Here is a 19,667-nt window from a genome sequence, read left to right on the forward strand (position 1 = left end):
TGACTGTCAGTTTTCCGCCAGAACTGCTTAATTCCCGGTAAATACGCGGGCTTGGCTGTTCACTTTTGTGACGATATCAAGGCAGTCGCCGGCGAAGTGCAATGCTGCGCACATGGCTAGTTCAGCTGGAAGCGACTATAGAAGAGCGATGAACAGCTTGATTCGTATCATCGGCATCGATCCGGGCCTACGCCGCACCGGCTGGGGTATCATCGATACGCTCGGCAATTCGCTGAAATTCGTTGCTTCAGGCACCGTGACATCCGATGACAAGGCTGATCTTGCCTCTAGGCTCTGCCAGCTGCATGACGGACTGGTCGAGGTGATCCATATCCACAAGCCGGATGAAGCGGCGGTCGAACACACCTTCGTTAATAAGGACGCGACCGCGACTCTGAAACTCGGCCAGGCCCGCGGTATCGCCATGCTGGTACCAGCACGCGCCGGGTTGCCGGTTGCCGAATATGCCCCGAACGCTGTGAAGAAAGCGGTCATCGGCGTCGGCCATGGCGAGAAGCAGCAGATACAGATGATGCTGAAAGTGCTGATGCCAAAAGCGGTATTCGTCGGCGCTGACGCAGCCGACGCGCTGGCGATTGCTATCTGCCACGCGCATCACATGGGTGGCGCACGGGCAAGGCTGAGGGCGCTCGGCGGATAGTTTGTTCTTGACTTGTTCCGGCTTCCTGCTAGGTAATACCTGAGAGGTATTACCATGCGAGTCACCGAAAAAGGCCAGGTTACAATTCCCAAGGATGTGCGCGACCGGCTCGGCATCGTGCCGGGGTCGGAGGTGGAATTCTTGCCCGACGAAAAAGGGGCAAGGCTCGTATTGATCGCCAGCCATGCGGATCGTGACCCCAAGGACTTCGAAGACTGGATCCGAAGCGTCAGTGGCACTTTCGATACCGACGGGATGACAGCCGATGAATATATGCAGTGGCTGAGGGGACCACGTGATGACCTCGATCCTCGTTGATACAAATGTGCTGATTGATGTGTTCGGACGACCGACACCGTTTCTGGAATGGTCAGCACGTCAGCTGACGATATGGAAACGTCAGGCGCAGCTCGTGCTCACGCCGATTGTTTGGGCTGAGCTTGCGGGAATGCAGCCGAGCGAGGCAGATTTGGCGGCGACTCTGGCGCCACTCGACCTTGTGCGAGAAGCATTACCCTTTTCGGCCGCTTATGAGGCTGGACGGGCACATGTTGCTTACAGGAAGGCTGGTGGTGCACGTGAACGTACTCTGCCCGATTTCTTCATCGGAGCGCATGCGATGGTGAAATCGTATCGACTGTTAACACGAGATCCTCAACGCTACCGCGGCTATTTTCCTTCTCTCGATCTCATCTCCCCCGAATCCCAATCCTGACGGACCACATTCATGATCGGAAAACTCAAAGGCACCATCGAGGAAATCGGCGAGGATTACCTGCTCGTCGATGTGCATGGTGTCTGCTACGTCGCCTTCTGCTCTGCCCGGACGTTGTCGAGGGCCGGATCGGTCGGCGAGGTGGTCGTACTGTTCATCGAGACTTATGTGCGCGAGGATCAGCTCAAGCTCTTTGGCTTCACATCGGCACTGGAACGGGAGTGGTTCAGACTGCTGCAGATCGTCCAGGGGGTAGGCTCCAAGGTGGCGCTTGCGGTGCTGTCGACGCTGACACCGTCTGAGCTCGCCAATGCGATTGCACTGCAGGACAAGACGGCGATCTCGCGGGCATCTGGTGTCGGCCCGAAGGTCGCCATCCGCATTCTCACCGAGCTCAAGGCCAAAGCACCGGCATTCGCAGGTGAGAGCGCGATCAATATCGGCCTCAAGCAGGAACTCGGCGAGGGTGTCGCCGCAGCGCCTGTCTCCGATGCGGTCTCGGCGCTGACCAATCTCGGCTATTCGCGCGATCAGGCGGCCAATGCGATCGCGGCTGCACTGAAGAATGGCGGTGAGGGGGCTGACAGCGCCAAGCTGATCCGGCTTGGTCTGAAAGAGCTGGCGCGTTGAAATCAATTCCCATCGGTCGCCTAGATTGCTAAGCGAGGGGGAGACAATGGCATTTGCCGCAATGGCATGGAACTTCTGCAATGAGTGAACTGAACACGCTCCTTACGCCTGAGCGGCGCGGCGATGACCTCGATACGGCGCTTCGGCCGCAGTCGCTCGACGAATTCACCGGGCAGGCGGAGGCGCGCGCCAATCTCAAGATCTTCATCGAGGCGGCCAAGAATCGTGGCGAGGCGCTCGATCATGTGCTGTTCGTTGGGCCGCCCGGCCTCGGCAAGACGACGCTTGCGCAGATCATGGCCAAGGAACTTGGAGTGAATTTCCGTTCGACCTCCGGGCCGGTGATCGCCAAGGCCGGCGATCTTGCAGCGCTGCTGACCAATCTCGAAGAACGCGACGTGCTGTTCATCGATGAAATCCATCGGCTCAATCCGGCCGTCGAGGAAATTCTCTATCCCGCGATGGAAGACTACCAGCTCGACTTGATCATCGGCGAGGGGCCGGCGGCACGCTCTGTAAAGATCGACTTGTCGAAGTTTACGCTTGTCGCGGCGACCACTCGCCTGGGCCTTTTGACCAATCCATTGCGTGACCGTTTCGGCATTCCGGTGCGCCTGAATTTCTACACAGTCGAGGAACTCGAACAGATCGTGCGCCGGGGGGCGCGGCTGATGGGGCTGGGCATGACCGACGAAGGCGCGCGCGAGATCGCCCGCCGGGCACGCGGCACGCCGCGCATCGCCGGCCGGCTATTGCGGCGGGTGCGCGATTTTGCCGAGGTAGCAAAGGCCGAGGCGGTAACCCGCGAGATCGCGGATGCGGCGCTGACCCGGCTGGATGTCGACCATATGGGCTTTGACCAGCTCGACCGGCGCTATCTCTTCATGATCGCCCAGAACTTCGGCGGTGGCCCCGTCGGTATCGAAACGATCTCGGCGGGGCTATCGGAGCCACGCGACGCGATCGAGGACATCATCGAGCCCTATCTCATCCAGCAGGGATTCATCCAGCGCACGCCGCGCGGCCGTGTTTTGACCGCAAATGCATGGAAGCATCTGGGTCTCAATCCGCCGGCAAACCTGGCGGCGACACAATTTGCGCTGTTCCAGGATGAAGAGTAGTTGCTCACCCGCCGCGGTTTTTTCAAACTCATCCTGTCGGGCGTGGCCGCGGTCGCGGCCCTTGGCGGTTATTCGGTTGGCGTCGAAGCCATGGGCCGGCCGCGGATTGCCAAATATACGTTGCATCCGCCGAACTGGACGCGGGGTCTAAAGCTGAAGATCGTGGCACTCGCCGATTTTCATGCCTGTGATCCATGGATGACCGCCGAGCGCATAAAGTCGATCTGTGACCAGGCCAATGCGCTTGAGCCGGATATCGTCCTGCTGCTTGGCGACTATGCGACCGGCATGAAGCATGCGGGGGCCATTGTCGATCCCGCCAAATGGGGTAGCGCGCTGAGCGTGCTGAAGGCGCCACTCGGCGTGCACGCGATCCTCGGCAACCACGATTATTGGGACGATCCGGACTTTCAGCTGGATCCTACCCGTCAAACGTTCAGCGAGGTGGCACTTAGGGACGCCGGAATCTCTGTCTACATCAATGAGGCTTTGCGTCTTGAAAAAGATGGCCATCCCTTCTGGCTTGCGGGGCTGGGAGATCAACTGGCGCTGCGGTCGCGCGGTCTTGATGACCTGCATGGCACGATGACGCAGGTCACAGACATGAGCCCAGTGATCCTGATGGCACATGAGCCGGATATTTTCCCTGAAGTCTCGGAACGTGTTAGCCTGACCCTCTCGGGACACATGCATGGTGGGCAGATCAACATTCTTGGCTGGGCACCCGTCGTGCCGTCGCGCTATGGCAGCCGTTATATCGGCGGGCATATCGAGGAGAATGGCAGTCACATCATCGTATCGCGCGGACTGGGCTGCACCGGGGTGCCCATACGCTTCGGGGCATGGCCGGAGATTCTCGAGATCGACCTTGCCTGAAAGAGAAAGGGCGGCCGAAGCCACCCTTTCCGATTTCTTGTCACCGCTGATCAGAGCTTGACGCGCTTGCCGGTCTTGGCGCTTTCCAGTGCTGCGTCGGCGAGTTGCAGCGCGATCAGGCCGTCGGTGCCGCTGGGGCTGATCTTCGAACCCTTTTCGACCGCCGAAATGAACGAGGCGATCTCGTTGGCATAGGCTTCCGTATAGCGGGTCATGAAGAAATCATGCAGCGGCGGACGCGTATATCCGTCTCCATTGGCGATCTCGATCGATACCGGCCGCTGGTTTTCGGCGGAGACAACGCCCTTGGAGCCATGGATTTCGATCCGCTGGTCGTAGCCATAGGTGGCGCGACGGGAATTGGAGATCACTGCCTGTTTGCCCTTGGCGGTCTCGAGGATCACGGTGACCGAGTCATAGTCGCCAGCTGCGCCGATTTCCGGATCGACCAGAACAGCAGCATGGGCGCTGACGGAAGCCACTTCTTCGCCGAGCAGGAAGCGCGCCATGTCGAAGTCATGGATCGTCATGTCGCGGAAGATGCCGCCGGAGCGCTTGATGTAATCGACCGGCGGGGCGCCCGGGTCGCGCGAGGTGATGGTGACCATTTCGACATCGCCGATCTTGCCGGCGTCGATTGCGGCACGCACCGCCATGAAATGCGGGTCGAAGCGGCGGTTGAAGCCGACCATCAGCTTGGCGCCGGTTTCTTCCACGACCTTCAGGCAGGCCTTGACGCGTTCCGCATCGAGGTCGACCGGCTTTTCGCAGAAGATCGCCTTGCCGGCGCGGGCGAAACGTTCGATCAGATCGGCATGGGTGTCGGTGGGGGTGCAGATAACCACGGCGTCGATATCGGAGGCCGCTTCGATCTGGCTGATCGAGCGTACTTCGGCGCCATACTGGGTCGCAAGTGCGGTTGCCGCATCGGCAAAGGCGTCGGCCACGGCCACCAACGTTGCATTCGGATTGGCGCTCACAGCTTTCGCATGCACTTTGCCGATCCGGCCGGCGCCCAACACTCCAAATCTTACGGTCATTGTCTCACTCTCTATGTTGTTCGGCACCGGGTGCCGGCTCGCCTGTTGTCATGGCATGCTTCCTTACCTGCATGGTGAATGCAGCAAAAGGGAATGCGGGGAATGTTTCAAAGTTGCGGATCGTGCCGCCTTCGCGGCCGCTCTGCCTCCCGCCGCCATGCTTAGCAAAACGGAACGAAATGTTCAATCTCGTATCGATGGAATATTTATTCCATCGCAAGCTGAGCGACATGATCGTTTCACCTCGCCTTGCCCGGCATGAACATATGTGGCATCAGCCTTGGAACGGGAACGGGACGTGGGATGAGATGGCGCCGAACAAGAGCAAGACACCCTTTTATCTGATCGACACGCAGAATCCGTTCTACAAACCGCTTTGGCTGCGGGGAGCGATCTGTTTTTCGGTGGTTATCTGGGCCATTGCCGAGTCGATTGCGCGCGAGCCGTTCTGGGCAGTGATCGCCATCTCCGCTGCCGCCTATTGCATCTATACATTGTTCGTGGCCTACAAGCCGCCGGCCGATCCGGTCGTGCCGGCAGCACGCCCGGAAGATCCGGATGAGCATGAAGCCGACGAGGCTTCCGAGGCCGTTGCGCAGGAGACGCCGGCGGACGAGAAGAAGCCCGACTAGGTCCTGGCCGACTTAAGCGCCTTGTCGATCAACTGGTTGGCGACCATCATCCGCAATGTCGCAATGGCCTGATATTCGGGGCTGACCGTGTCGGGATGGTTTTCACGCGCAAAGGCGCGACGCTTTTCCTGTAGCTGGTGTTTTGTGAGGGCACTGCTCAGGCCGACGTCCTCGGCGATCTCGTCATCCGTCAAACGGTTGAGCCAACGGGGTTTCTCAGGCTCTGTTGGCACCGGCTCGGCGATCGGCACCGGCGTGGGGTCCTCAATGAAATTCTCGAATTGCGCTGATGGGTCGGCATCGGAAAAGTGATCGCCATGAAAATTGCGGCCGACAAAGCCGCCGTTCAGGCCACGGATGGCCGGTTCGGAGGGATCGTCTGCCTCGTCTTCTTCGTCCTTGCGTGCGTCGATGCCCGCAAGCACGGTCTCGAATAGTGATTTTCCGAACAGCGTCATCTGAACTCCTGCCCGACATGTTCACAGATGACGGTTAAGCGAGGCTGGCGTCACTGCTGGCGCCAGGATTCCTCGAGGATCAGGTCGTGCAGCAGCTTGGCCGAGGGCGGCAGGGCGCGGCCGCGCGCGGTGATCAGGCTGAAGGGTTGCAGGACGATCTCGAAGGATGTGCCGAGAATGGCAATTTCGCCCATGCGGCTGCTTTGGCTTTCGAGAAAGCGCGCTACCTCTTCGGCAATCGGCGCGATGGCATCGCTTTCGGACACCAGCGCCATGGTCAGCAGAACGGATGAGGTGCTGACGATGTTGGCGGGAGCCGGCACGCCTTCCTGCATGAACATGGTTTCCATCGTCCGTCGCAGCAGCGAGCCCGGCGGCTGGAAGATCCAGTCATAATGGCTGAGTTCGGAGAGTGCCGGCGGCGGCATGGTCAGCAGCGGATGGCCGGAGCGGACGATCAGGCAGGCGCGTTCGATGCCGAGCAGCGTCGCATTGAAGTGCTGCGGATTAAAGTCGTCCGGTATGCGGCCGATGATGAAGTCGTAGCGGGCCGACAGCAGATCGCGGGCCATGACGTTGCTGGTCTCGAGCTGGCAGTTGATCTGGATGGCGGGATAGAGGCTGCGGACCTTCTTGATGGCCGGCACCGCGAGCCCGATGGCGGGCGCGGTGACCGAGCCGAAATTCACGGAGCCGCCGTAGCCGGTTTTCAGCTCGGTGATCTCGCGGTTGGCCTCGCGGATTTCGAGCAGGATGGTGCGCGCCCGCTTGGCCATCGCCTCGCCAAAACGAGTCGTCACCATGCCCTTGGCCGCCCTTTCGAACAGAGGTGCCTTGAGAAGTGACTCGACTTCGTGCAACATGCGGGAAGCCGCAGGTTGAGAGATGTTGAGAATCTCCGCTGCGGCGCTGACTTGACCATGGTCTGCGATGGCGGAAATGAGCCTCAGATGGTTAAGTTTCAATCCTGCCTTGATGAGGGAATCAGCCTCATTTTCAGGCGGATAGCCGCTTTGGCGGGCGATTTGCAAATTTTCTTGGGCTTTTCCAAATTTGGCCATGGAACCCTTCCATTTGAAAAGTATGACTTTTTGAGGATTATACCGTTTTTGTTATGCAATACTATCGTTATTCTATTTGACAGGTATAAGGGTTTGATTGCAGTTAAGGGGCGAACGCCGGGGAGGGAATGAGGGGGAGCGCTTGACGCTACGTCCAAGCACGCCCTTGAAAAGGCAGGACATCGGTTGCGCCGTTGTCCAAACTGAAACCCAGCGTTCAGATCCTCAGGCGGCCGTGCCGCCTGTGCCATGAAATAGGGAGAGAACCTTCATGAAACTGATTACTTCGCTGCTCGCCGCAGCCGCAATCTCGGTTGCTGCCTTCGTCGCTCCGGTATTCGCCGCCGACAAGGGCGTCGTCGGGATTTCCATGCCGACCAAGACATCCACGCGCTGGATTTCCGATGGCGAAACCATGGAAAAGCTGTTCAAGGAAGCCGGCTACACCCCGGACCTGCAGTTCGCTGACGACGATATTCCGAACCAGCTGTCGCAGATCGAAAACATGGTCACCAAGGGTGCCAAGGTTCTCGTCATCGGCGCCATCGACGGCACGACGCTTTCCGACATCCTGCAGAAGGCCCACGATGCTGGCGTCAAGGTTATTGCCTATGACCGCCTGATCCGTGACTCCGGCAATGTCGATTACTACGCAACGTTCGACAACTTCCAGGTCGGCGTGCTCCAGGCGACTTCGCTCGTCCAGGGCCTCAAGCTTGAAGGCGCGACTGCTCCGAAGAACGTCGAACTGTTCGGCGGTTCGCCGGACGACAACAACGCCTTCTTCTTCTATGACGGCGCAATGTCTGTCCTGCAGCCCCTGATCGACTCCAAGAAGATCGTCGTCAAGTCCGGCCAGATGGGCATGGACCAGGTCGGCACGCTGCGTTGGGACGGTGCCGTTGCCCAGGCTCGCATGGAAAACCTGCTGTCCTCGACCTACACCGATGCGCATGTCGATGGCGTCCTGTCTCCTTATGACGGTCTCTCCATCGGTATCCTGTCGGCTCTGAAGGGCGTCGGCTACGGCTCGGGCGACCTGCCGATGCCGATCGTTACCGGTCAGGACGCAGAACTGCCGTCCGTCAAGTCGATCCTGGCTGGCGAACAGTATTCGACCGTCTTCAAGGACACCCGCGAACTCGCCAAGGTTACTGTCGGCATGGTCGATGCGATCATGAACGGCAAGGAGCCTGAAGTGAACGACACCAAGACCTACGACAACGGCGTCAAGGTCGTTCCTTCGTACCTCCTGAAGCCGGTTGCTGTCGACAAGACCAACTACAAGGACGTACTGGTCGGCGCTGGCTACTACACCGAAGACCAGATCAACAACTGATCGCTGGATCGTCTGTAAAATGGGGGTCCGCATTTACTTGCGGACCCTTGTCTCTTAAAGAGCGTACGTTAATAGTCGCCCGGTCCGCGGGACCTTCGGATCGGATTGGAATGCTTGATCATGAACAATATCATTCTTGAAATGCGCGGTATCACCAAGACATTCCCCGGGGTAAAGGCCCTGGACAATGTCAACCTGAAGGTCCGCGAAGGCGAGATCCACGCGCTCGTCGGCGAAAATGGTGCCGGAAAATCCACCTTGATGAAGGTGTTGAGTGGCGTCTATCCCGCCGGCAGCTACGATGGCGACATCGTTTTCGACGACGAAGTCCGCCGCTTCAACACGATCTCGGACAGCGAACATCTCGGCATCATCATCATTCACCAGGAGCTGGCGCTCGTGCCGCTTCTGTCGATCGCCGAAAACATCTTCCTCGGCAACGAAGTCGCCACCAATGGCGTGATCGATTGGCCGCAGACGTTTTTGCGCACCCAGGGGCTGCTCGACAAGGTCGGGCTCAAGGAAGCGCCGTCGACGCTCATTACCAATATCGGTGTTGGCAAGCAGCAGTTGGTCGAAATCGCCAAGGCGCTGTCGAAGAAGGTGCGGCTGCTGATCCTCGACGAGCCCACTGCCTCGCTCAACGAAGCGGATTCGGACGCGTTGCTGACGCTGCTGATGGAATTCCGCAAGCAGGGCATGACATCGATCATCATTTCCCACAAGCTCAACGAAGTGAAGAAGGTCGCCGACCAGGTGACCGTCATTCGCGACGGCACGACCGTCGAGACGCTGGATGCTGCCACTGAAGAAGTCAGCGAAGACCGCATCATCAAGGGCATGGTCGGCCGCGAATTGCACGACCGCTACCCGCCCCGCGACGTCAAGATCGGCGAGACGATCTTCGAGGTCAAGAACTGGAACGTCTTTCACCAGAACCACCGCGATCGCCAGTTCCTGCATAATGTGAAGCTGAATGTGAAGGCTGGCGAAGTCGTCGGCATCGCCGGCCTGATGGGCGCCGGGCGTACCGAGACGGCGATGAGCATCTTCGGCAAGGCTTGGGGCCACAAGATCACCGGCGAAGTGCTGATGCACGGAAAGCCGGTCGATGTTAGCACCATCCCGAAGGCGATTGATGCCGGTCTGGCCTATGTGACGGAAGACCGCAAGCAGCTCGGCCTGGTGCTAATCAACAATATCAAGGACAACACCACGCTTGCCAATCTCGATGCCGTGTCGTCCAGCGGCGTGATCGATGAAAACCGGGAAGCCAAGGTCGCGACCGACTATCGCACCAAGCTGCGCATCCGCTCGCATTCGATCTACCAGGAGGCTGTCAACCTCTCCGGCGGCAACCAGCAGAAGGTCGTGCTGTCGAAGTGGCTGTTCACCAGCCCGGACCTGCTGATCCTCGATGAACCGACACGCGGCATCGATGTCGGCGCCAAATACGAAATTTACACCATCATCAACCAGCTGGCCGCAGAAGGCAAAGGCATCCTGATGATCTCGTCTGAAATGCCCGAGCTGCTCGGCACTTGCGACCGGATCTATGTGATGAACGAGGGGCGCATCGTCGCCGAACTCTCGAAAGCCGAAGCAAGTCAGGAAACAATCATGCGCGCTATCATGCGTTCCGGGGAGAAGCACTAATGGTCTCGGAAACCACCACCGTAAAATCAGGCCAGTCCGTCGGCGACTATCTGAGGAAGAATATCCGCGAATACGGTCTGCTCGTCGCGCTCGTCGTCATCATGCTGTTTTTCCAGGTGCTGACCGGCGGCGTGCTGTTCAGACCTGTCAATCTCACCAACCTGGTGCTGCAGAATTCGTTCATCGTCATCATGGCGCTCGGCATGTTGCTGATCATTGTCGCGGGTCACATCGATCTGTCGGTGGGCTCGATCGTGGCGCTGGTCGGCGGTCTTGCGGCTATCATGCTGGTCAAATGGCACATTCCCTACCCCATCGTCATCCCGCTTTGCCTGATTCTCGGCGGACTCATCGGCGCGGCACAGGGTTACTGGATCGCCTACCAGAAGATCCCGGCCTTCATCGTTACCCTGGCAGGCATGCTGGTCTTTCGCGGCCTGACCTATGTTGTTCTTTCGAACCGTCCGATCGGGCCGTTCCCCAAGGACTTCCAGGTACTGTCGACCGGCTTCGTGCCCGACTTCCTGTGGTTCCTTGCGGGTGATCCATCGACAAGCCTTATCAAGAACTGGACTGCGCTTATCGTTGTCGTTGTCGCGGTCGCCTGGATGATCTGGAATGGCTTTCGTTCGCGTGCCACCAACGAAAAGCACGGATCCGAAAATGAACCGTTCCTGTTCTTCGCGCTGCAGATGGGGATCACATCGGTCGTGGCGATTTTCCTCGGCTTCCAGCTCTCGACCTACAAGGGCCTGCCGAACGTGCTGGTGATCATGGCCGTGCTGATCGTGTTCTACACGTTCATCACCACGCGCTCGACCATTGGCCGTCGTATCTTCGCTCTCGGCGGTAACGAAAAGGCGGCCAAGCTCTCGGGCATCAACACCGAGCGCCTGACCTTCTTCACCTTCGCGAACATGGGTGTTCTGGCCGCTCTGGCCGGCATGATCATCGCCTCTCGCCTGAATTCGGCAACGCCGAAAGCCGGCGTCGGATTCGAGCTTGACGTTATCGCTGCCTGCTTCATCGGCGGCGCATCGGCCTCTGGCGGCGTTGGCAAGATCACGGGTGCGGTTATCGGCGCCTTCATCATGGGCGTCATGAACAACGGCATGTCGATCATGGGTCTCGGCATCGATTACCAGCAGCTGGTCAAGGGCCTGGTGCTGCTCGCAGCCGTCTACTTCGACGTCTACAACAAAAGAAAGGGCTGAGGACGAACCTCAGCCTGCCCGGGCAAAGGCCCGCCAATTCAATGAAGCGCAGCCTCAGGGGGCAGGAATACGCCTGCCACCGACGCTAGAGGCTTGCCATTCGAAAGGATAAAGACGTGCTTATTTCCCAGATCAAGGGCGACAATGGCGGCATCATCGTCGCTGCCCGCGAAGCCGGCGCGCAGGCTCGTGCCGTCAACAACGCCGCCAGCGTCTATGCGTTGGCGATGGAGGCCGCGAAGGCCGGCAAGTCGCTTGTCTCGGTGATCGAGGCGCATGGCCTTGGCGATGTCGTCGATCTTGAAAAGGCACGTGACGCAGGCAAGTTCCTGCCACCGATCACGCATCCGGATCCGGCGCATCTGCACCTCACGGGTACTGGTCTTACGCATCTCGGCTCGGCCGCGACGCGTGATTCCATGCACAAGAAGACCACGGAAGCTGCCGAGGAAACGCTGACCGACTCCATGAAGATGTTCAAGATGGGCATCGAGAATGGCAAGCCGAAGGCCGGCGAAAAGGGTGTACAGCCCGAATGGTTCTACAAGGGCAACGGCACGCAGGCGATTGCCAGCGAACAGCCGTTGGTCTCGCCCTCCTTCGCGCTCGATGGCGGCGAAGAGCCTGAAATGGCCGGCATCTATGTGATCGGCGAGGACGGCACGCCGTTCCGCGTTGGCTTTGCGGTGTCCAACGAGTTCTCCGATCACGTCACCGAGCGGATCAACTATCTCTATCTCGCCCATTCCAAGCTGCGCCAGGCGAGCTTCGGCCCGGAAATCCGCATCGGCGCGCCGCCGGAAGACATTCGCGGCACCTCGCGCATCCGTCGCGCCGGCAAGGTGATCTTCGAGAAGCCGTTCCTGTCTGGCGAGGCGAACATGTCGCACACGTTCGCCAACCTGGAATATCATCACTTCAAGTACCAACTGTTCCGTCAACCGGGCGAAATACATGTGCACATGTTCGGTACGGCGACGCTGTCGTTTGCCGATGGCATCAAGCCGGAAGAAGGCGACGTGTTCGAGATTGAAGTTCCGGAATTCGGGATTGCCCTGCGCAATCCGCTGAAAATTGCTGCCGAAGAACAGATTTCGGTTCGCACACTGTAAATGATTGGGGCACCCGGCATCCTGGCCGAGGTCGCTCGATAAGGAGAATGACATCATGGCACTGCATCAGAACCTGATCGCCGGCGAATGGGTCGGCAGCGAGTCCGTCGAGAACATCAATCCGTCCAACACCAACGAAGTCGTCGGCCATTACGCATCCGGCAATGCCGCCGACATGACCGCGGCAATCGAAGCAGCCAAGGCAGCATTTACGGAGTGGTCGCGCTCGGGCATCATGCAGCGCCACACGGTCCTCAAGAAGACCGCCGATGAGATCATGGCTCGCAAGGATGAGCTTGGCGCGCTGCTGGCACGCGAAGAGGGCAAAACCCTGCCGGAAGCCGTCGGCGAAGTGATGCGCGCTGCGCAGATCTTCGACTTCTTCGGCGGCGAAGCGCTGCGTCTCACCGGTGAAATGGTGCCGTCGGTTCGTCCCGGCATCGGCGTTGAAATCACCCGTGATCCGCTTGGCGTCATCGGCATCATCACGCCGTGGAACTTCCCGATTGCCATCCCGGCCTGGAAGATCGCGCCGGCACTCTGCTACGGCAACACGGTGGTGTTCAAGCCGGCTGAACTTGTTCCGGGTTGCGCCTGGGCGATTGTTGACATCCTGAACCGCGCTGGTCTGCCGAAGGGCGTGCTCAACCTCGTCATGGGCAAGGGCTCGGTGGTCGGCCAGGTCATGCTCGACAGCCCGCTGCTTTCGGGTCTTACCTTCACCGGCTCGACCGGCACCGGCAAGCGCGTCGCACTGGCCTCGATCGAGCATAACCGCAAGTTCCAGTTGGAAATGGGCGGCAAGAACCCGTTCGTCGTGCTCGACGATGCCGATCTCGGCGTTGCCGTCGAAGCTGCCGCCAATTCCGGCTTCTTCGCCACCGGCCAGCGCTGCACGGCATCCTCGCGTATCATCGTTACCGAAGGCATCCACGACAAGTTCGTCGCCGCGCTGACGGAAAGATTGAAGACGCTCGTCGTCGACGACGCCATGAAGGCCGGTACCCATATCGGCCCGGTGGTTGACGCCCGCCAGTTGAAGACCGACACCGACTACATCGCCATCGGCAAGCAGGAAGGCGCCAATCTCGCTTTCGGCGGTGATTTGGTCGAGCGCGAAAATCCCGGCTTCTTCCTGCAGCCGACGCTGTTTACCGAAGCCACCAACCAGATGCGTATCAGCCGCGAAGAGATCTTCGGGCCAGTTGCCTCGGTCATTCGGGTCAAGAATTACGACGAAGCGCTGGCCGTTGCCAACGACACGCCGTTCGGCCTGTCCTCCGGTATCGCCACCACCAGTCTGAAACATGCCACGCACTTCAAGCGCAACGCCGAGGCCGGCATGGTGATGGTCAACCTGCCGACGGCAGGCGTCGATTTCCACGTTCCGTTCGGCGGCCGCAAGGCTTCGTCCTTCGGCAGCCGCGAGCAGGGCAAATACGCCAACGAATTCTTTACCACGGTCAAGACCGCCTACACGCAGGCGTAACCACATACGCCTGAAAGGACAGTACAATGTTTAAGAAAGCGGAATGGCCGCGCAAGCTGAGGTCGCAGGAATGGTACGGTGGTACCAGCCGCGACGTTATCTATCACCGCGGCTGGATGAAGAACCAGGGATATCCGCATGACCTGTTCGACGGACGTCCGGTCATCGGCATCCTCAACACCTGGTCGGATATGACGCCGTGCAACGGCCATCTGCGCGAGCTCGCCGAAAAGGTGAAGGCTGGCGTATGGGAGGCGGGCGGCTTCCCGATGGAAGTGCCGGTATTCTCGGCATCCGAAAACACGTTCCGCCCGACCGCGATGATGTACCGCAACCTCGCGGCGCTTGCGATCGAGGAAACGATCCGCGGCCAGCCGATGGATGGCTGCGTGCTGCTGGTCGGCTGCGACAAAACAACGCCGTCGCTGATCATGGCAGCGGCCTCCGTCGACCTGCCGTCGATCGTCGTCACCGGCGGACCGATGCTGAACGGCTATTTCCGCGGTGAACGCGTCGGCTCCGGCACGCATCTGTGGAAGTTCTCCGAAATGGTGAAGGCCGGCGAGATGACGCAGGCCGAATTCCTCGAAGCGGAAGCGTCGATGAGCCGTTCGTCGGGCACCTGCAACACCATGGGCACCGCCTCCACCATGGCTTCCATGGCCGAGGCGCTCGGCATGGCGCTCTCCGGCAACGCCGCTATTCCCGGGGTCGACTCCCGCCGCAAGGTCATGGCGCAACTCACCGGTCGTCGTATCGTCCAGATGGTCAAGGATGACCTGAAGCCGTCCGACATCATGACGAAGCAAGCCTTCGAAAACGCCATTCGCACCAATGCGGCCATCGGCGGATCGACCAATGCTGTCATCCACCTGCTCGCCATGGCTGGTCGTGTCGGCATCGATCTGACGCTGGATGACTGGGACCGCTGCGGCCGCGACGTGCCGACCATCGTCAACCTGATGCCGTCGGGCAAGTACCTGATGGAAGAGTTCTTCTATGCCGGCGGCCTGCCGGTGGTCATCAAGCGCCTCGGCGAGGCGGGCCTTCTGCACAAGGACGCGCTGACCGTCTCCGGCGAGACGATGTGGGACGAGGTCAAGGACGTCGTCAACTGGAACGAAGACGTCATCCTGCCCGCTGAAAAGGCGTTGACGCAGTCGGGCGGCATCGTCGTGGTGCGCGGCAATCTCGCACCGAAGGGCGCGGTGCTGAAGCCGTCTGCCGCTTCGCCGCATCTGTTGTCGCATCGTGGCCGGGCTGTGGTGTTCGAGGACATCGACGACTACAAGGCCAAGATCAACGATGACAATCTCGACATCGACGAGAACTGCATCATGGTCATGAAGAACTGTGGTCCCAAGGGCTATCCGGGCATGGCCGAAGTCGGCAATATGGGCCTGCCGCCCAAGGTGCTGAAGAAGGGCATCACCGACATGGTACGCATCTCCGATGCCCGCATGTCCGGCACGGCCTACGGCACCGTGGTACTGCATACGTCGCCGGAAGCGGCGGTCGGTGGACCGCTGGCCGTCGTGAAGAACGGCGACATGATCGAACTCGATGTGCCGAACCGTCGTCTGCATCTCGACATTTCCGAAGAGGAATTGGCTCGCCGGCTCGCCGAATGGCAGCCGAACCATGATCTGCCGACATCAGGCTATGCCTTTCTGCACCAGCAGCATGTCCAGGGAGCCGACACCGGCGCCGACCTCGACTTCCTCAAGGGATGTCGCGGAAACGCGGTCGGCAAGGACAGCCACTAAAGACAAGGAGGCCGGAGCGATCCGGCCTTTCTTTTTGGCATATTGAATTGCTATTACGATATGCTAAAGTGGTCATTAATGACCACTTTAGGGTGATGCAATGTCACAAGTCAGTTTGAAGGATGCCAAGGCCGGATTCTCCGATCTGGTCGACAAGGCAATCAAAGGCGAGTTCGTGACGATCACCCGCCACGGAAAACCTGTTGCAGCGCTAGTTAGCGTCGAGGCAGCGGAGGCAGCCAAGAAGGCTATGGGGCGTGATCGGCCAAATTTCGGCGAGTATCTGATGCGCTTTCCGGGTGGCGTTGAATTCGAGCGCAGTGTCTCGAAGATGCGGGATGTCGACTTTTGAGCGGCTACCTGCTCGATACGAATGTTATCTCGAAATTGGCGCCGCAACGCTCCGAGCTTTCGCCCGCGTTCAGCAACTGGCTGCATGAAAAAGGTGCTGCGGACCAGATTTTCATTTCGGCAATGACCATCGCCGAGATCGCCAAGGGTATCCGAAAGCTTGAGCGCAAGGGCGCCACCGAAAAATCGAGGCAGCTTCAGACCTGGCTGGATGGGCTTCTCGAAATGTTTGAGGATCGTATCCTGTCAATGGATCGGACCGTCGCATTGCGCGCTGGCAGAATGGAAGAGGACGCGAGCGCTAGCGGTTTCGATCCTGGTCTGGCGGACGTTATCATCGCCGCCACCGCCGCTTCGCATGGCTTGATCGTGGTGACGGAAAACACGAAGCATTTTCAGCCGCTTGGGGTCGCGTTCGAACTGCCCGTTTCTTGAGGGGCCTTGAAAATATTCCCATCCGCCCCATATATTGATCAGACGAGAAATAAATCTGTAACATTTGACAGATAAAACTATCGGTATTCGGACTTTCCTGTGACCACGGATGTACTGGCACGGTCGAAAGCGAGAATGCCAGGGAGGCCAGGCCAAGTGCTTGGCCTTTTTCGTTTCTAGCCTTGCTTGGACGCGATATAGCTCCGGGCGATTTCCTGCATCCGCTGCTTGTTGTAGCTTGGCCCGTGGCCACCATGGCCAATCGTGATATCGAGATCCAGCAGGCGCTGCATTGTCTTGAGATAGGTCTCGATATCAGCACCGGGCACGTCATCCACCAACGTATCGTCGTAGATCGCGTCGCCGCTGAAGAACTCTCCGCTCTTCTCGTCCAGCAGCGCGATCGAGCCGGGTGAATGGCCGGGAAGATGCAGGATCTTAAAGACGCGGTTGCCGAGATCGACCTTGTCGCCTTCCTCCAGCAGTTCTGTCAGCGGTGCCGGCTGCAGCCGGCAGGCCTCCAATGTCCAGTTGGGGTAGGGCGGTTGGGCGACGGGCATCGCCTCGTTGCGGAACCAGGATTCGACTGTGCCATCGTCATCCATGTTGGCAAAGGTGTGTGCCTCCAGGCGATGGCCGGCGCGTCTGATATAGCGGTGGAAGCTGCCGACGTGATCGACATGGGCGTGGGTGGCGATCGCCAGCACGGGGTGGCCGGATGCCGGTGATACCGCAGTAAGGTCTTCGACACCCACACCGAAATCGAGTTGGATATCGAAATCGCGGCCGGAAATGCGATAGCAGTTGGCGCGGTAGAACTCGTGGACATGCGGCTCGGTGATCCGGATGACGCCGTCGCTCGGCCGCTCGGTGACAAACCAGGACACCATCGAAATTCCTCTTCTCCACCTAGCGGACGCTGCAGCTTGCACAGCAATACATGGTCCCCAGGTGGCGTCCAGAGCGGTTACAACCAGTCAACAAAGGGTCGCAATTGCACACCTGAAAAACTAAAAGTTGACAGAGGTTAAGGAAGTCCCTATAGAAATCAAATCGATAGTTGTTAGATTGATCTTTGTTGCTCCAACCGTTTCGGCGCGACTGACGAACTTCCCCCTTCAAAAATCGAGATAACCAGCATCGCGTTTTGATGCGATGCAGAATGTGAATTGCTAAAGAGAGGGTTCGTTATGACCACTGGCACAGTTAAATGGTTCAATTCCACCAAGGGCTTCGGCTTCATTCAGCCTGACAACGGCGGTGCAGACGTGTTCGTTCACATCTCCGCTGTTGAGCGTGCCGGCATGCGCGAAATCGTCGAAGGCCAGAAGCTTTCGTTCGAACTCGAGCGCGACAACAAGTCGGGCAAGATGTCCGCAGGCCAGCTTCGCGCTGCTTGATTGTATTCAGCCTTTCCGGTGACCACGGATGTACCGGCACCGTTGAAGGGTAGAATACGAATGGAGGTCAGGCTCAAGCCTGGCCTTTTTTTTCGCCTGTAGCCTGCACTATCAAAATGGGATGGTCATCATGTCCTCGAACACATCCAAATCCCGCGAACAGGCCGAAGCCGCTTTTGGCAAGACGCAAACCGAATTTCTGGCGCGAAGCCGCACGATTTCCGAGATCGATGCCGTGGCTGCTGCGCGTGACGAGAAGACCGCGCGCCTGCGAGAATTGCGCAAGGCCAAGGAAGCGGAGGCTGCTGCTGCGGCTGACGATACGAAGAGCAAGTAAGCTTTTCCGCTTGTTTGGCGATCGACTTCGCTGAGGCAATTCCACGACCGTCAGGTCGTTGCGCGCTCTCGCGTTTCGCCAAGACCCGGCATGGTTTCGTCGAGGAATACCAATCCCCGCATCAATCCGCCCTCGCGAATGAGCGCCCGATAGTCGGAATAGCTGTCGATGACACTCACTGTGACCGGTAGCCCGAAAATCGGCTTGGTCATGGCTTGTTCGAGATCTTCCATCATCAGGTCGAGCACCGAGACGCCGGGGCCTGCGAAGACAAGCGGTATCGGGTCGAATATCGTGAACAGATTCGACAGGCCCGTGCCGATTGCCTTGCCGGCAGCGCGGAAGGCACGGCGTTCCGGACCATCGTTGGCGCGGGCGCGCTCGGCAAGTTCCGCCATCGCAGCCTCCGTCGGGTCGTCCTCGGTGACGGTAGTGTCGTCTTCGCTGTGAGCCGATCGCCAGATCGCGTAGCCGCCTGCATAGGCTTCAACGCAACCCCGCCTGCCACAGCGACAGAGCGCGCCGTCCGGCTGATAGTTCATGTGACCGAACTCCACGGCCGATGTGCGAATGCCTGAAAACAGCTTGCCGTTGAGATAAAGCCCCATGCCGATGCCCACCGACAGCAACACGGCGGCAAAATCGGTGCCATAGCGTCCCGGCACTTTCCAGTGCAGCGCCTCGGCAATCATGTTGCTTTCGTTGTAGACGTCGACATCGACGCCAAAGGCGGCTTCCAGCGCCTGGCCCAGCGGGATATCCGAGGCGTCGGTCGCGGGCGACGATAAAAGCATGCTGCCGTCGGCATCGACGATGCCCTCGACGCCGATGGTGATGCGCGAAAGGGGCCCGATCGTTGCATCCTGCACATCGAGCAGCCGTCGCACCGTGGAAATGACCACCTGGTTAAAGTCGTCGGCGCTCAGCTTCTTGGTCGGCGTCCGCTCGAAAAGCGATGCGATCGTGTCTCCGGCATAGTCGGCGAAAGTCACCTGGACAGTGTTGAGCCCAAGCACAATCACGGCGACGGTGGCGTGCGACGGATTGGGCGACAGCTTGACCTGTGGCCGTCCGCGACGCTGGCCGGGAAACTCGCCAATCGCTTCCGCGACCAGCGCACCTTGTTCCAGGAGCCGATTGGTGATGACGGTGACGGTCGATGCCGACAGGCCTGTCGCCGCACTCAGATCGGTGCGTGACAGCGAACCATGCCGCCGCAGGGCCAGCAAAACGCCAAACTGATTCTGACGCCGGACGTCATCCTGGCGCACAATAATGGTCACTATCCCAGCTCCTCCCACTGGTACGATTATTCCCGCACTGCAGAAATACCCCGCAATGCAACAGTCTAATCGATTTGAAAATCATCTTGAC

The 19,667-nt window shown here is 59.2% G+C and carries 23 protein-coding genes; 17 read left to right on the top strand and 6 right to left on the bottom strand.

The features are described from left to right. Positions 1-148: 148 nt before the first annotated feature. The 6 genes from ruvC to ACXHRN_RS03670 all read left to right on the top strand — a co-directional run bounded on the left by ruvC (position 149) and on the right by ACXHRN_RS03670 (position 4,003). Positions 149-661, top strand: coding sequence for a crossover junction endodeoxyribonuclease RuvC (gene ruvC / locus ACXHRN_RS03645; RefSeq protein WP_488639984.1), 513 nt, complete (start codon positions 149-151; stop codon positions 659-661). 54 nt (positions 662-715) lie between these two features. After that, positions 716-979 carry an AbrB/MazE/SpoVT family DNA-binding domain-containing protein gene (locus ACXHRN_RS03650; protein ID WP_488639985.1) on the top strand — a complete coding sequence of 88 codons (264 nt, stop codon included), beginning with the start codon at positions 716-718 and terminating at the stop codon, positions 977-979. Next, on the top strand, positions 960-1,376 hold the full coding sequence (locus ACXHRN_RS03655; protein WP_488639986.1) for a type II toxin-antitoxin system VapC family toxin: 417 nt from the start codon (positions 960-962) through the stop codon (positions 1,374-1,376). Before ACXHRN_RS03650 ends, ACXHRN_RS03655 begins: the two co-directional genes overlap by 20 nt. Before the next feature lie 12 nt (positions 1,377-1,388). Then, positions 1,389-2,006, top strand: coding sequence for a Holliday junction branch migration protein RuvA (gene ruvA, locus ACXHRN_RS03660; protein ID WP_488639987.1), 618 nt, complete (start codon positions 1,389-1,391; stop codon positions 2,004-2,006). A gap of 80 nt (positions 2,007-2,086) precedes the next feature. After that, the gene (gene ruvB / locus ACXHRN_RS03665; protein ID WP_488639988.1) at positions 2,087-3,127 is read left to right on the top strand and encodes a Holliday junction branch migration DNA helicase RuvB; all 1,041 of its coding nucleotides are present in this window, start codon (positions 2,087-2,089) and stop codon (positions 3,125-3,127) included. Next, the gene (locus ACXHRN_RS03670) at positions 3,128-4,003 is read left to right on the top strand and encodes a metallophosphoesterase (protein ID WP_488639989.1); all 876 of its coding nucleotides are present in this window, start codon (positions 3,128-3,130) and stop codon (positions 4,001-4,003) included. Positions 4,004-4,053: 50 nt separating this feature from the next. On the opposite strand, the gene iolG is transcribed toward ACXHRN_RS03670, so the two are convergent. Both iolG and ACXHRN_RS03680 read right to left on the bottom strand, forming a co-directional pair. Continuing rightward, positions 4,054-5,043 (bottom strand): inositol 2-dehydrogenase, encoded by a 990-nt coding sequence (gene iolG, locus ACXHRN_RS03675; protein WP_488639990.1) that lies wholly within the window; start codon positions 5,041-5,043, stop codon positions 4,054-4,056. Between the two features lie 4 nt (positions 5,044-5,047). Further along, positions 5,048-5,275: a hypothetical protein gene (locus ACXHRN_RS03680; protein ID WP_488639991.1), complete on the bottom strand. Its 228-nt coding sequence runs from the start codon at positions 5,273-5,275 to the stop codon at positions 5,048-5,050. 76 nt (positions 5,276-5,351) lie between these two features. Between ACXHRN_RS03680 and ACXHRN_RS03685 the strand changes: the two genes are divergently transcribed. Then, the gene (locus tag ACXHRN_RS03685) at positions 5,352-5,675 is read left to right on the top strand and encodes a hypothetical protein (protein WP_488639992.1); all 324 of its coding nucleotides are present in this window, start codon (positions 5,352-5,354) and stop codon (positions 5,673-5,675) included. Here the strand turns inward: ACXHRN_RS03685 and ACXHRN_RS03690 are convergent. Both ACXHRN_RS03690 and ACXHRN_RS03695 read right to left on the bottom strand, forming a co-directional pair. Next, complete coding sequence (locus tag ACXHRN_RS03690) at positions 5,672-6,133, bottom strand: hypothetical protein (RefSeq protein WP_488639993.1); 462 nt, start codon at positions 6,131-6,133, stop codon at positions 5,672-5,674. The two genes, ACXHRN_RS03685 and ACXHRN_RS03690, sit on opposite strands and share 4 nt — an antisense overlap. Positions 6,134-6,183: 50 nt before the next feature. After that, the gene (locus ACXHRN_RS03695) at positions 6,184-7,158 is read right to left on the bottom strand and encodes a LysR family transcriptional regulator (protein ID WP_488641819.1); all 975 of its coding nucleotides are present in this window, start codon (positions 7,156-7,158) and stop codon (positions 6,184-6,186) included. A gap of 307 nt (positions 7,159-7,465) precedes the next feature. Between ACXHRN_RS03695 and chvE the strand changes: the two genes are divergently transcribed. The 8 genes from chvE to ACXHRN_RS03735 all read left to right on the top strand — a co-directional run bounded on the left by chvE (position 7,466) and on the right by ACXHRN_RS03735 (position 16,556). Beyond that, the gene (gene chvE / locus ACXHRN_RS03700) at positions 7,466-8,533 is read left to right on the top strand and encodes a multiple monosaccharide ABC transporter substrate-binding protein (protein ID WP_488639994.1); all 1,068 of its coding nucleotides are present in this window, start codon (positions 7,466-7,468) and stop codon (positions 8,531-8,533) included. A 120-nt stretch (positions 8,534-8,653) separates the two neighbouring features. Continuing rightward, positions 8,654-10,189: a multiple monosaccharide ABC transporter ATP-binding protein gene (mmsA, locus tag ACXHRN_RS03705; RefSeq protein WP_488639995.1), complete on the top strand. Its 1,536-nt coding sequence runs from the start codon at positions 8,654-8,656 to the stop codon at positions 10,187-10,189. Then, positions 10,189-11,403 carry a multiple monosaccharide ABC transporter permease gene (gene mmsB, locus ACXHRN_RS03710; protein ID WP_488639996.1) on the top strand — a complete coding sequence of 405 codons (1,215 nt, stop codon included), beginning with the start codon at positions 10,189-10,191 and terminating at the stop codon, positions 11,401-11,403. Before mmsA ends, mmsB begins: the two co-directional genes overlap by 1 nt. Before the next feature lie 116 nt (positions 11,404-11,519). Next, on the top strand, positions 11,520-12,515 hold the full coding sequence (araD1, locus tag ACXHRN_RS03715; protein WP_488639997.1) for an AraD1 family protein: 996 nt from the start codon (positions 11,520-11,522) through the stop codon (positions 12,513-12,515). Between the two features lie 55 nt (positions 12,516-12,570). Then, complete coding sequence (locus ACXHRN_RS03720) at positions 12,571-14,004, top strand: aldehyde dehydrogenase family protein (protein ID WP_488639998.1); 1,434 nt, start codon at positions 12,571-12,573, stop codon at positions 14,002-14,004. Positions 14,005-14,030: 26 nt separating this feature from the next. Next, positions 14,031-15,770: an L-arabinonate dehydratase gene (gene araD / locus ACXHRN_RS03725; RefSeq protein ID WP_488639999.1), complete on the top strand. Its 1,740-nt coding sequence runs from the start codon at positions 14,031-14,033 to the stop codon at positions 15,768-15,770. Positions 15,771-15,870: 100 nt separating this feature from the next. After that, on the top strand, positions 15,871-16,122 hold the full coding sequence (locus tag ACXHRN_RS03730; RefSeq protein ID WP_488640000.1) for a type II toxin-antitoxin system Phd/YefM family antitoxin: 252 nt from the start codon (positions 15,871-15,873) through the stop codon (positions 16,120-16,122). Beyond that, the gene (locus ACXHRN_RS03735; RefSeq protein ID WP_488640001.1) at positions 16,119-16,556 is read left to right on the top strand and encodes a DUF4411 family protein; all 438 of its coding nucleotides are present in this window, start codon (positions 16,119-16,121) and stop codon (positions 16,554-16,556) included. Before ACXHRN_RS03730 ends, ACXHRN_RS03735 begins: the two co-directional genes overlap by 4 nt. Positions 16,557-16,732: 176 nt before the next feature. Here the strand turns inward: ACXHRN_RS03735 and ACXHRN_RS03740 are convergent, their stop codons facing one another. Further along, complete coding sequence (locus ACXHRN_RS03740; RefSeq protein WP_488640002.1) at positions 16,733-17,446, bottom strand: MBL fold metallo-hydrolase; 714 nt, start codon at positions 17,444-17,446, stop codon at positions 16,733-16,735. A 300-nt stretch (positions 17,447-17,746) separates the two neighbouring features. On the opposite strand from ACXHRN_RS03740, the gene ACXHRN_RS03745 reads away from it, so the two are divergent. Both ACXHRN_RS03745 and ACXHRN_RS03750 read left to right on the top strand, forming a co-directional pair. Next, positions 17,747-17,956 carry a cold-shock protein gene (locus tag ACXHRN_RS03745; protein WP_488640003.1) on the top strand — a complete coding sequence of 70 codons (210 nt, stop codon included), beginning with the start codon at positions 17,747-17,749 and terminating at the stop codon, positions 17,954-17,956. A gap of 130 nt (positions 17,957-18,086) precedes the next feature. Beyond that, a complete protein-coding gene (locus tag ACXHRN_RS03750) occupies positions 18,087-18,293 on the top strand; it encodes a hypothetical protein (RefSeq protein WP_488640004.1) in 207 nt (68 codons plus the stop codon). 50 nt (positions 18,294-18,343) lie between these two features. Here ACXHRN_RS03750 and ACXHRN_RS03755 read toward each other — a convergent pair whose 3' ends face one another. Further along, positions 18,344-19,576: an ROK family transcriptional regulator gene (locus ACXHRN_RS03755; RefSeq protein ID WP_488640005.1), complete on the bottom strand. Its 1,233-nt coding sequence runs from the start codon at positions 19,574-19,576 to the stop codon at positions 18,344-18,346. Between the last annotated feature and the right edge of the window lie 91 nt (positions 19,577-19,667).

Source organism: Shinella sp. OV683 (genome assembly GCF_057787725.1).

Bases quoted from the DNA above. Each gene is read 5' to 3' on its own strand.
- ruvC (WP_488639984.1), top strand. From the start codon at position 149: ATGAACAGCTTGATTCGTATCATCGGCATCGATCCGGGCCTACGCCGC.
- ACXHRN_RS03650 (WP_488639985.1), top strand. From the start codon at position 716: ATGCGAGTCACCGAAAAAGGCCAGGTTACAATTCCCAAGGATGTGCGC.
- ACXHRN_RS03655 (WP_488639986.1), top strand. From the start codon at position 960: ATGACCTCGATCCTCGTTGATACAAATGTGCTGATTGATGTGTTCGGA.
- ruvA (WP_488639987.1), top strand. From the start codon at position 1,389: ATGATCGGAAAACTCAAAGGCACCATCGAGGAAATCGGCGAGGATTAC.
- ruvB (WP_488639988.1), top strand. From the start codon at position 2,087: ATGAGTGAACTGAACACGCTCCTTACGCCTGAGCGGCGCGGCGATGAC.
- iolG (WP_488639990.1), bottom strand. From the start codon at position 5,043: ATGACCGTAAGATTTGGAGTGTTGGGCGCCGGCCGGATCGGCAAAGTG.
- ACXHRN_RS03680 (WP_488639991.1), bottom strand. From the start codon at position 5,275: ATGTCGCTCAGCTTGCGATGGAATAAATATTCCATCGATACGAGATTG.
- ACXHRN_RS03685 (WP_488639992.1), top strand. From the start codon at position 5,352: ATGGCGCCGAACAAGAGCAAGACACCCTTTTATCTGATCGACACGCAG.
- ACXHRN_RS03690 (WP_488639993.1), bottom strand. From the start codon at position 6,133: ATGACGCTGTTCGGAAAATCACTATTCGAGACCGTGCTTGCGGGCATC.
- chvE (WP_488639994.1), top strand. From the start codon at position 7,466: ATGAAACTGATTACTTCGCTGCTCGCCGCAGCCGCAATCTCGGTTGCT.
- mmsA (WP_488639995.1), top strand. From the start codon at position 8,654: ATGAACAATATCATTCTTGAAATGCGCGGTATCACCAAGACATTCCCC.
- mmsB (WP_488639996.1), top strand. From the start codon at position 10,189: ATGGTCTCGGAAACCACCACCGTAAAATCAGGCCAGTCCGTCGGCGAC.
- ACXHRN_RS03720 (WP_488639998.1), top strand. From the start codon at position 12,571: ATGGCACTGCATCAGAACCTGATCGCCGGCGAATGGGTCGGCAGCGAG.
- araD (WP_488639999.1), top strand. From the start codon at position 14,031: ATGTTTAAGAAAGCGGAATGGCCGCGCAAGCTGAGGTCGCAGGAATGG.
- ACXHRN_RS03730 (WP_488640000.1), top strand. From the start codon at position 15,871: ATGTCACAAGTCAGTTTGAAGGATGCCAAGGCCGGATTCTCCGATCTG.
- ACXHRN_RS03740 (WP_488640002.1), bottom strand. From the start codon at position 17,446: ATGGTGTCCTGGTTTGTCACCGAGCGGCCGAGCGACGGCGTCATCCGG.
- ACXHRN_RS03745 (WP_488640003.1), top strand. From the start codon at position 17,747: ATGACCACTGGCACAGTTAAATGGTTCAATTCCACCAAGGGCTTCGGC.
- ACXHRN_RS03750 (WP_488640004.1), top strand. From the start codon at position 18,087: ATGTCCTCGAACACATCCAAATCCCGCGAACAGGCCGAAGCCGCTTTT.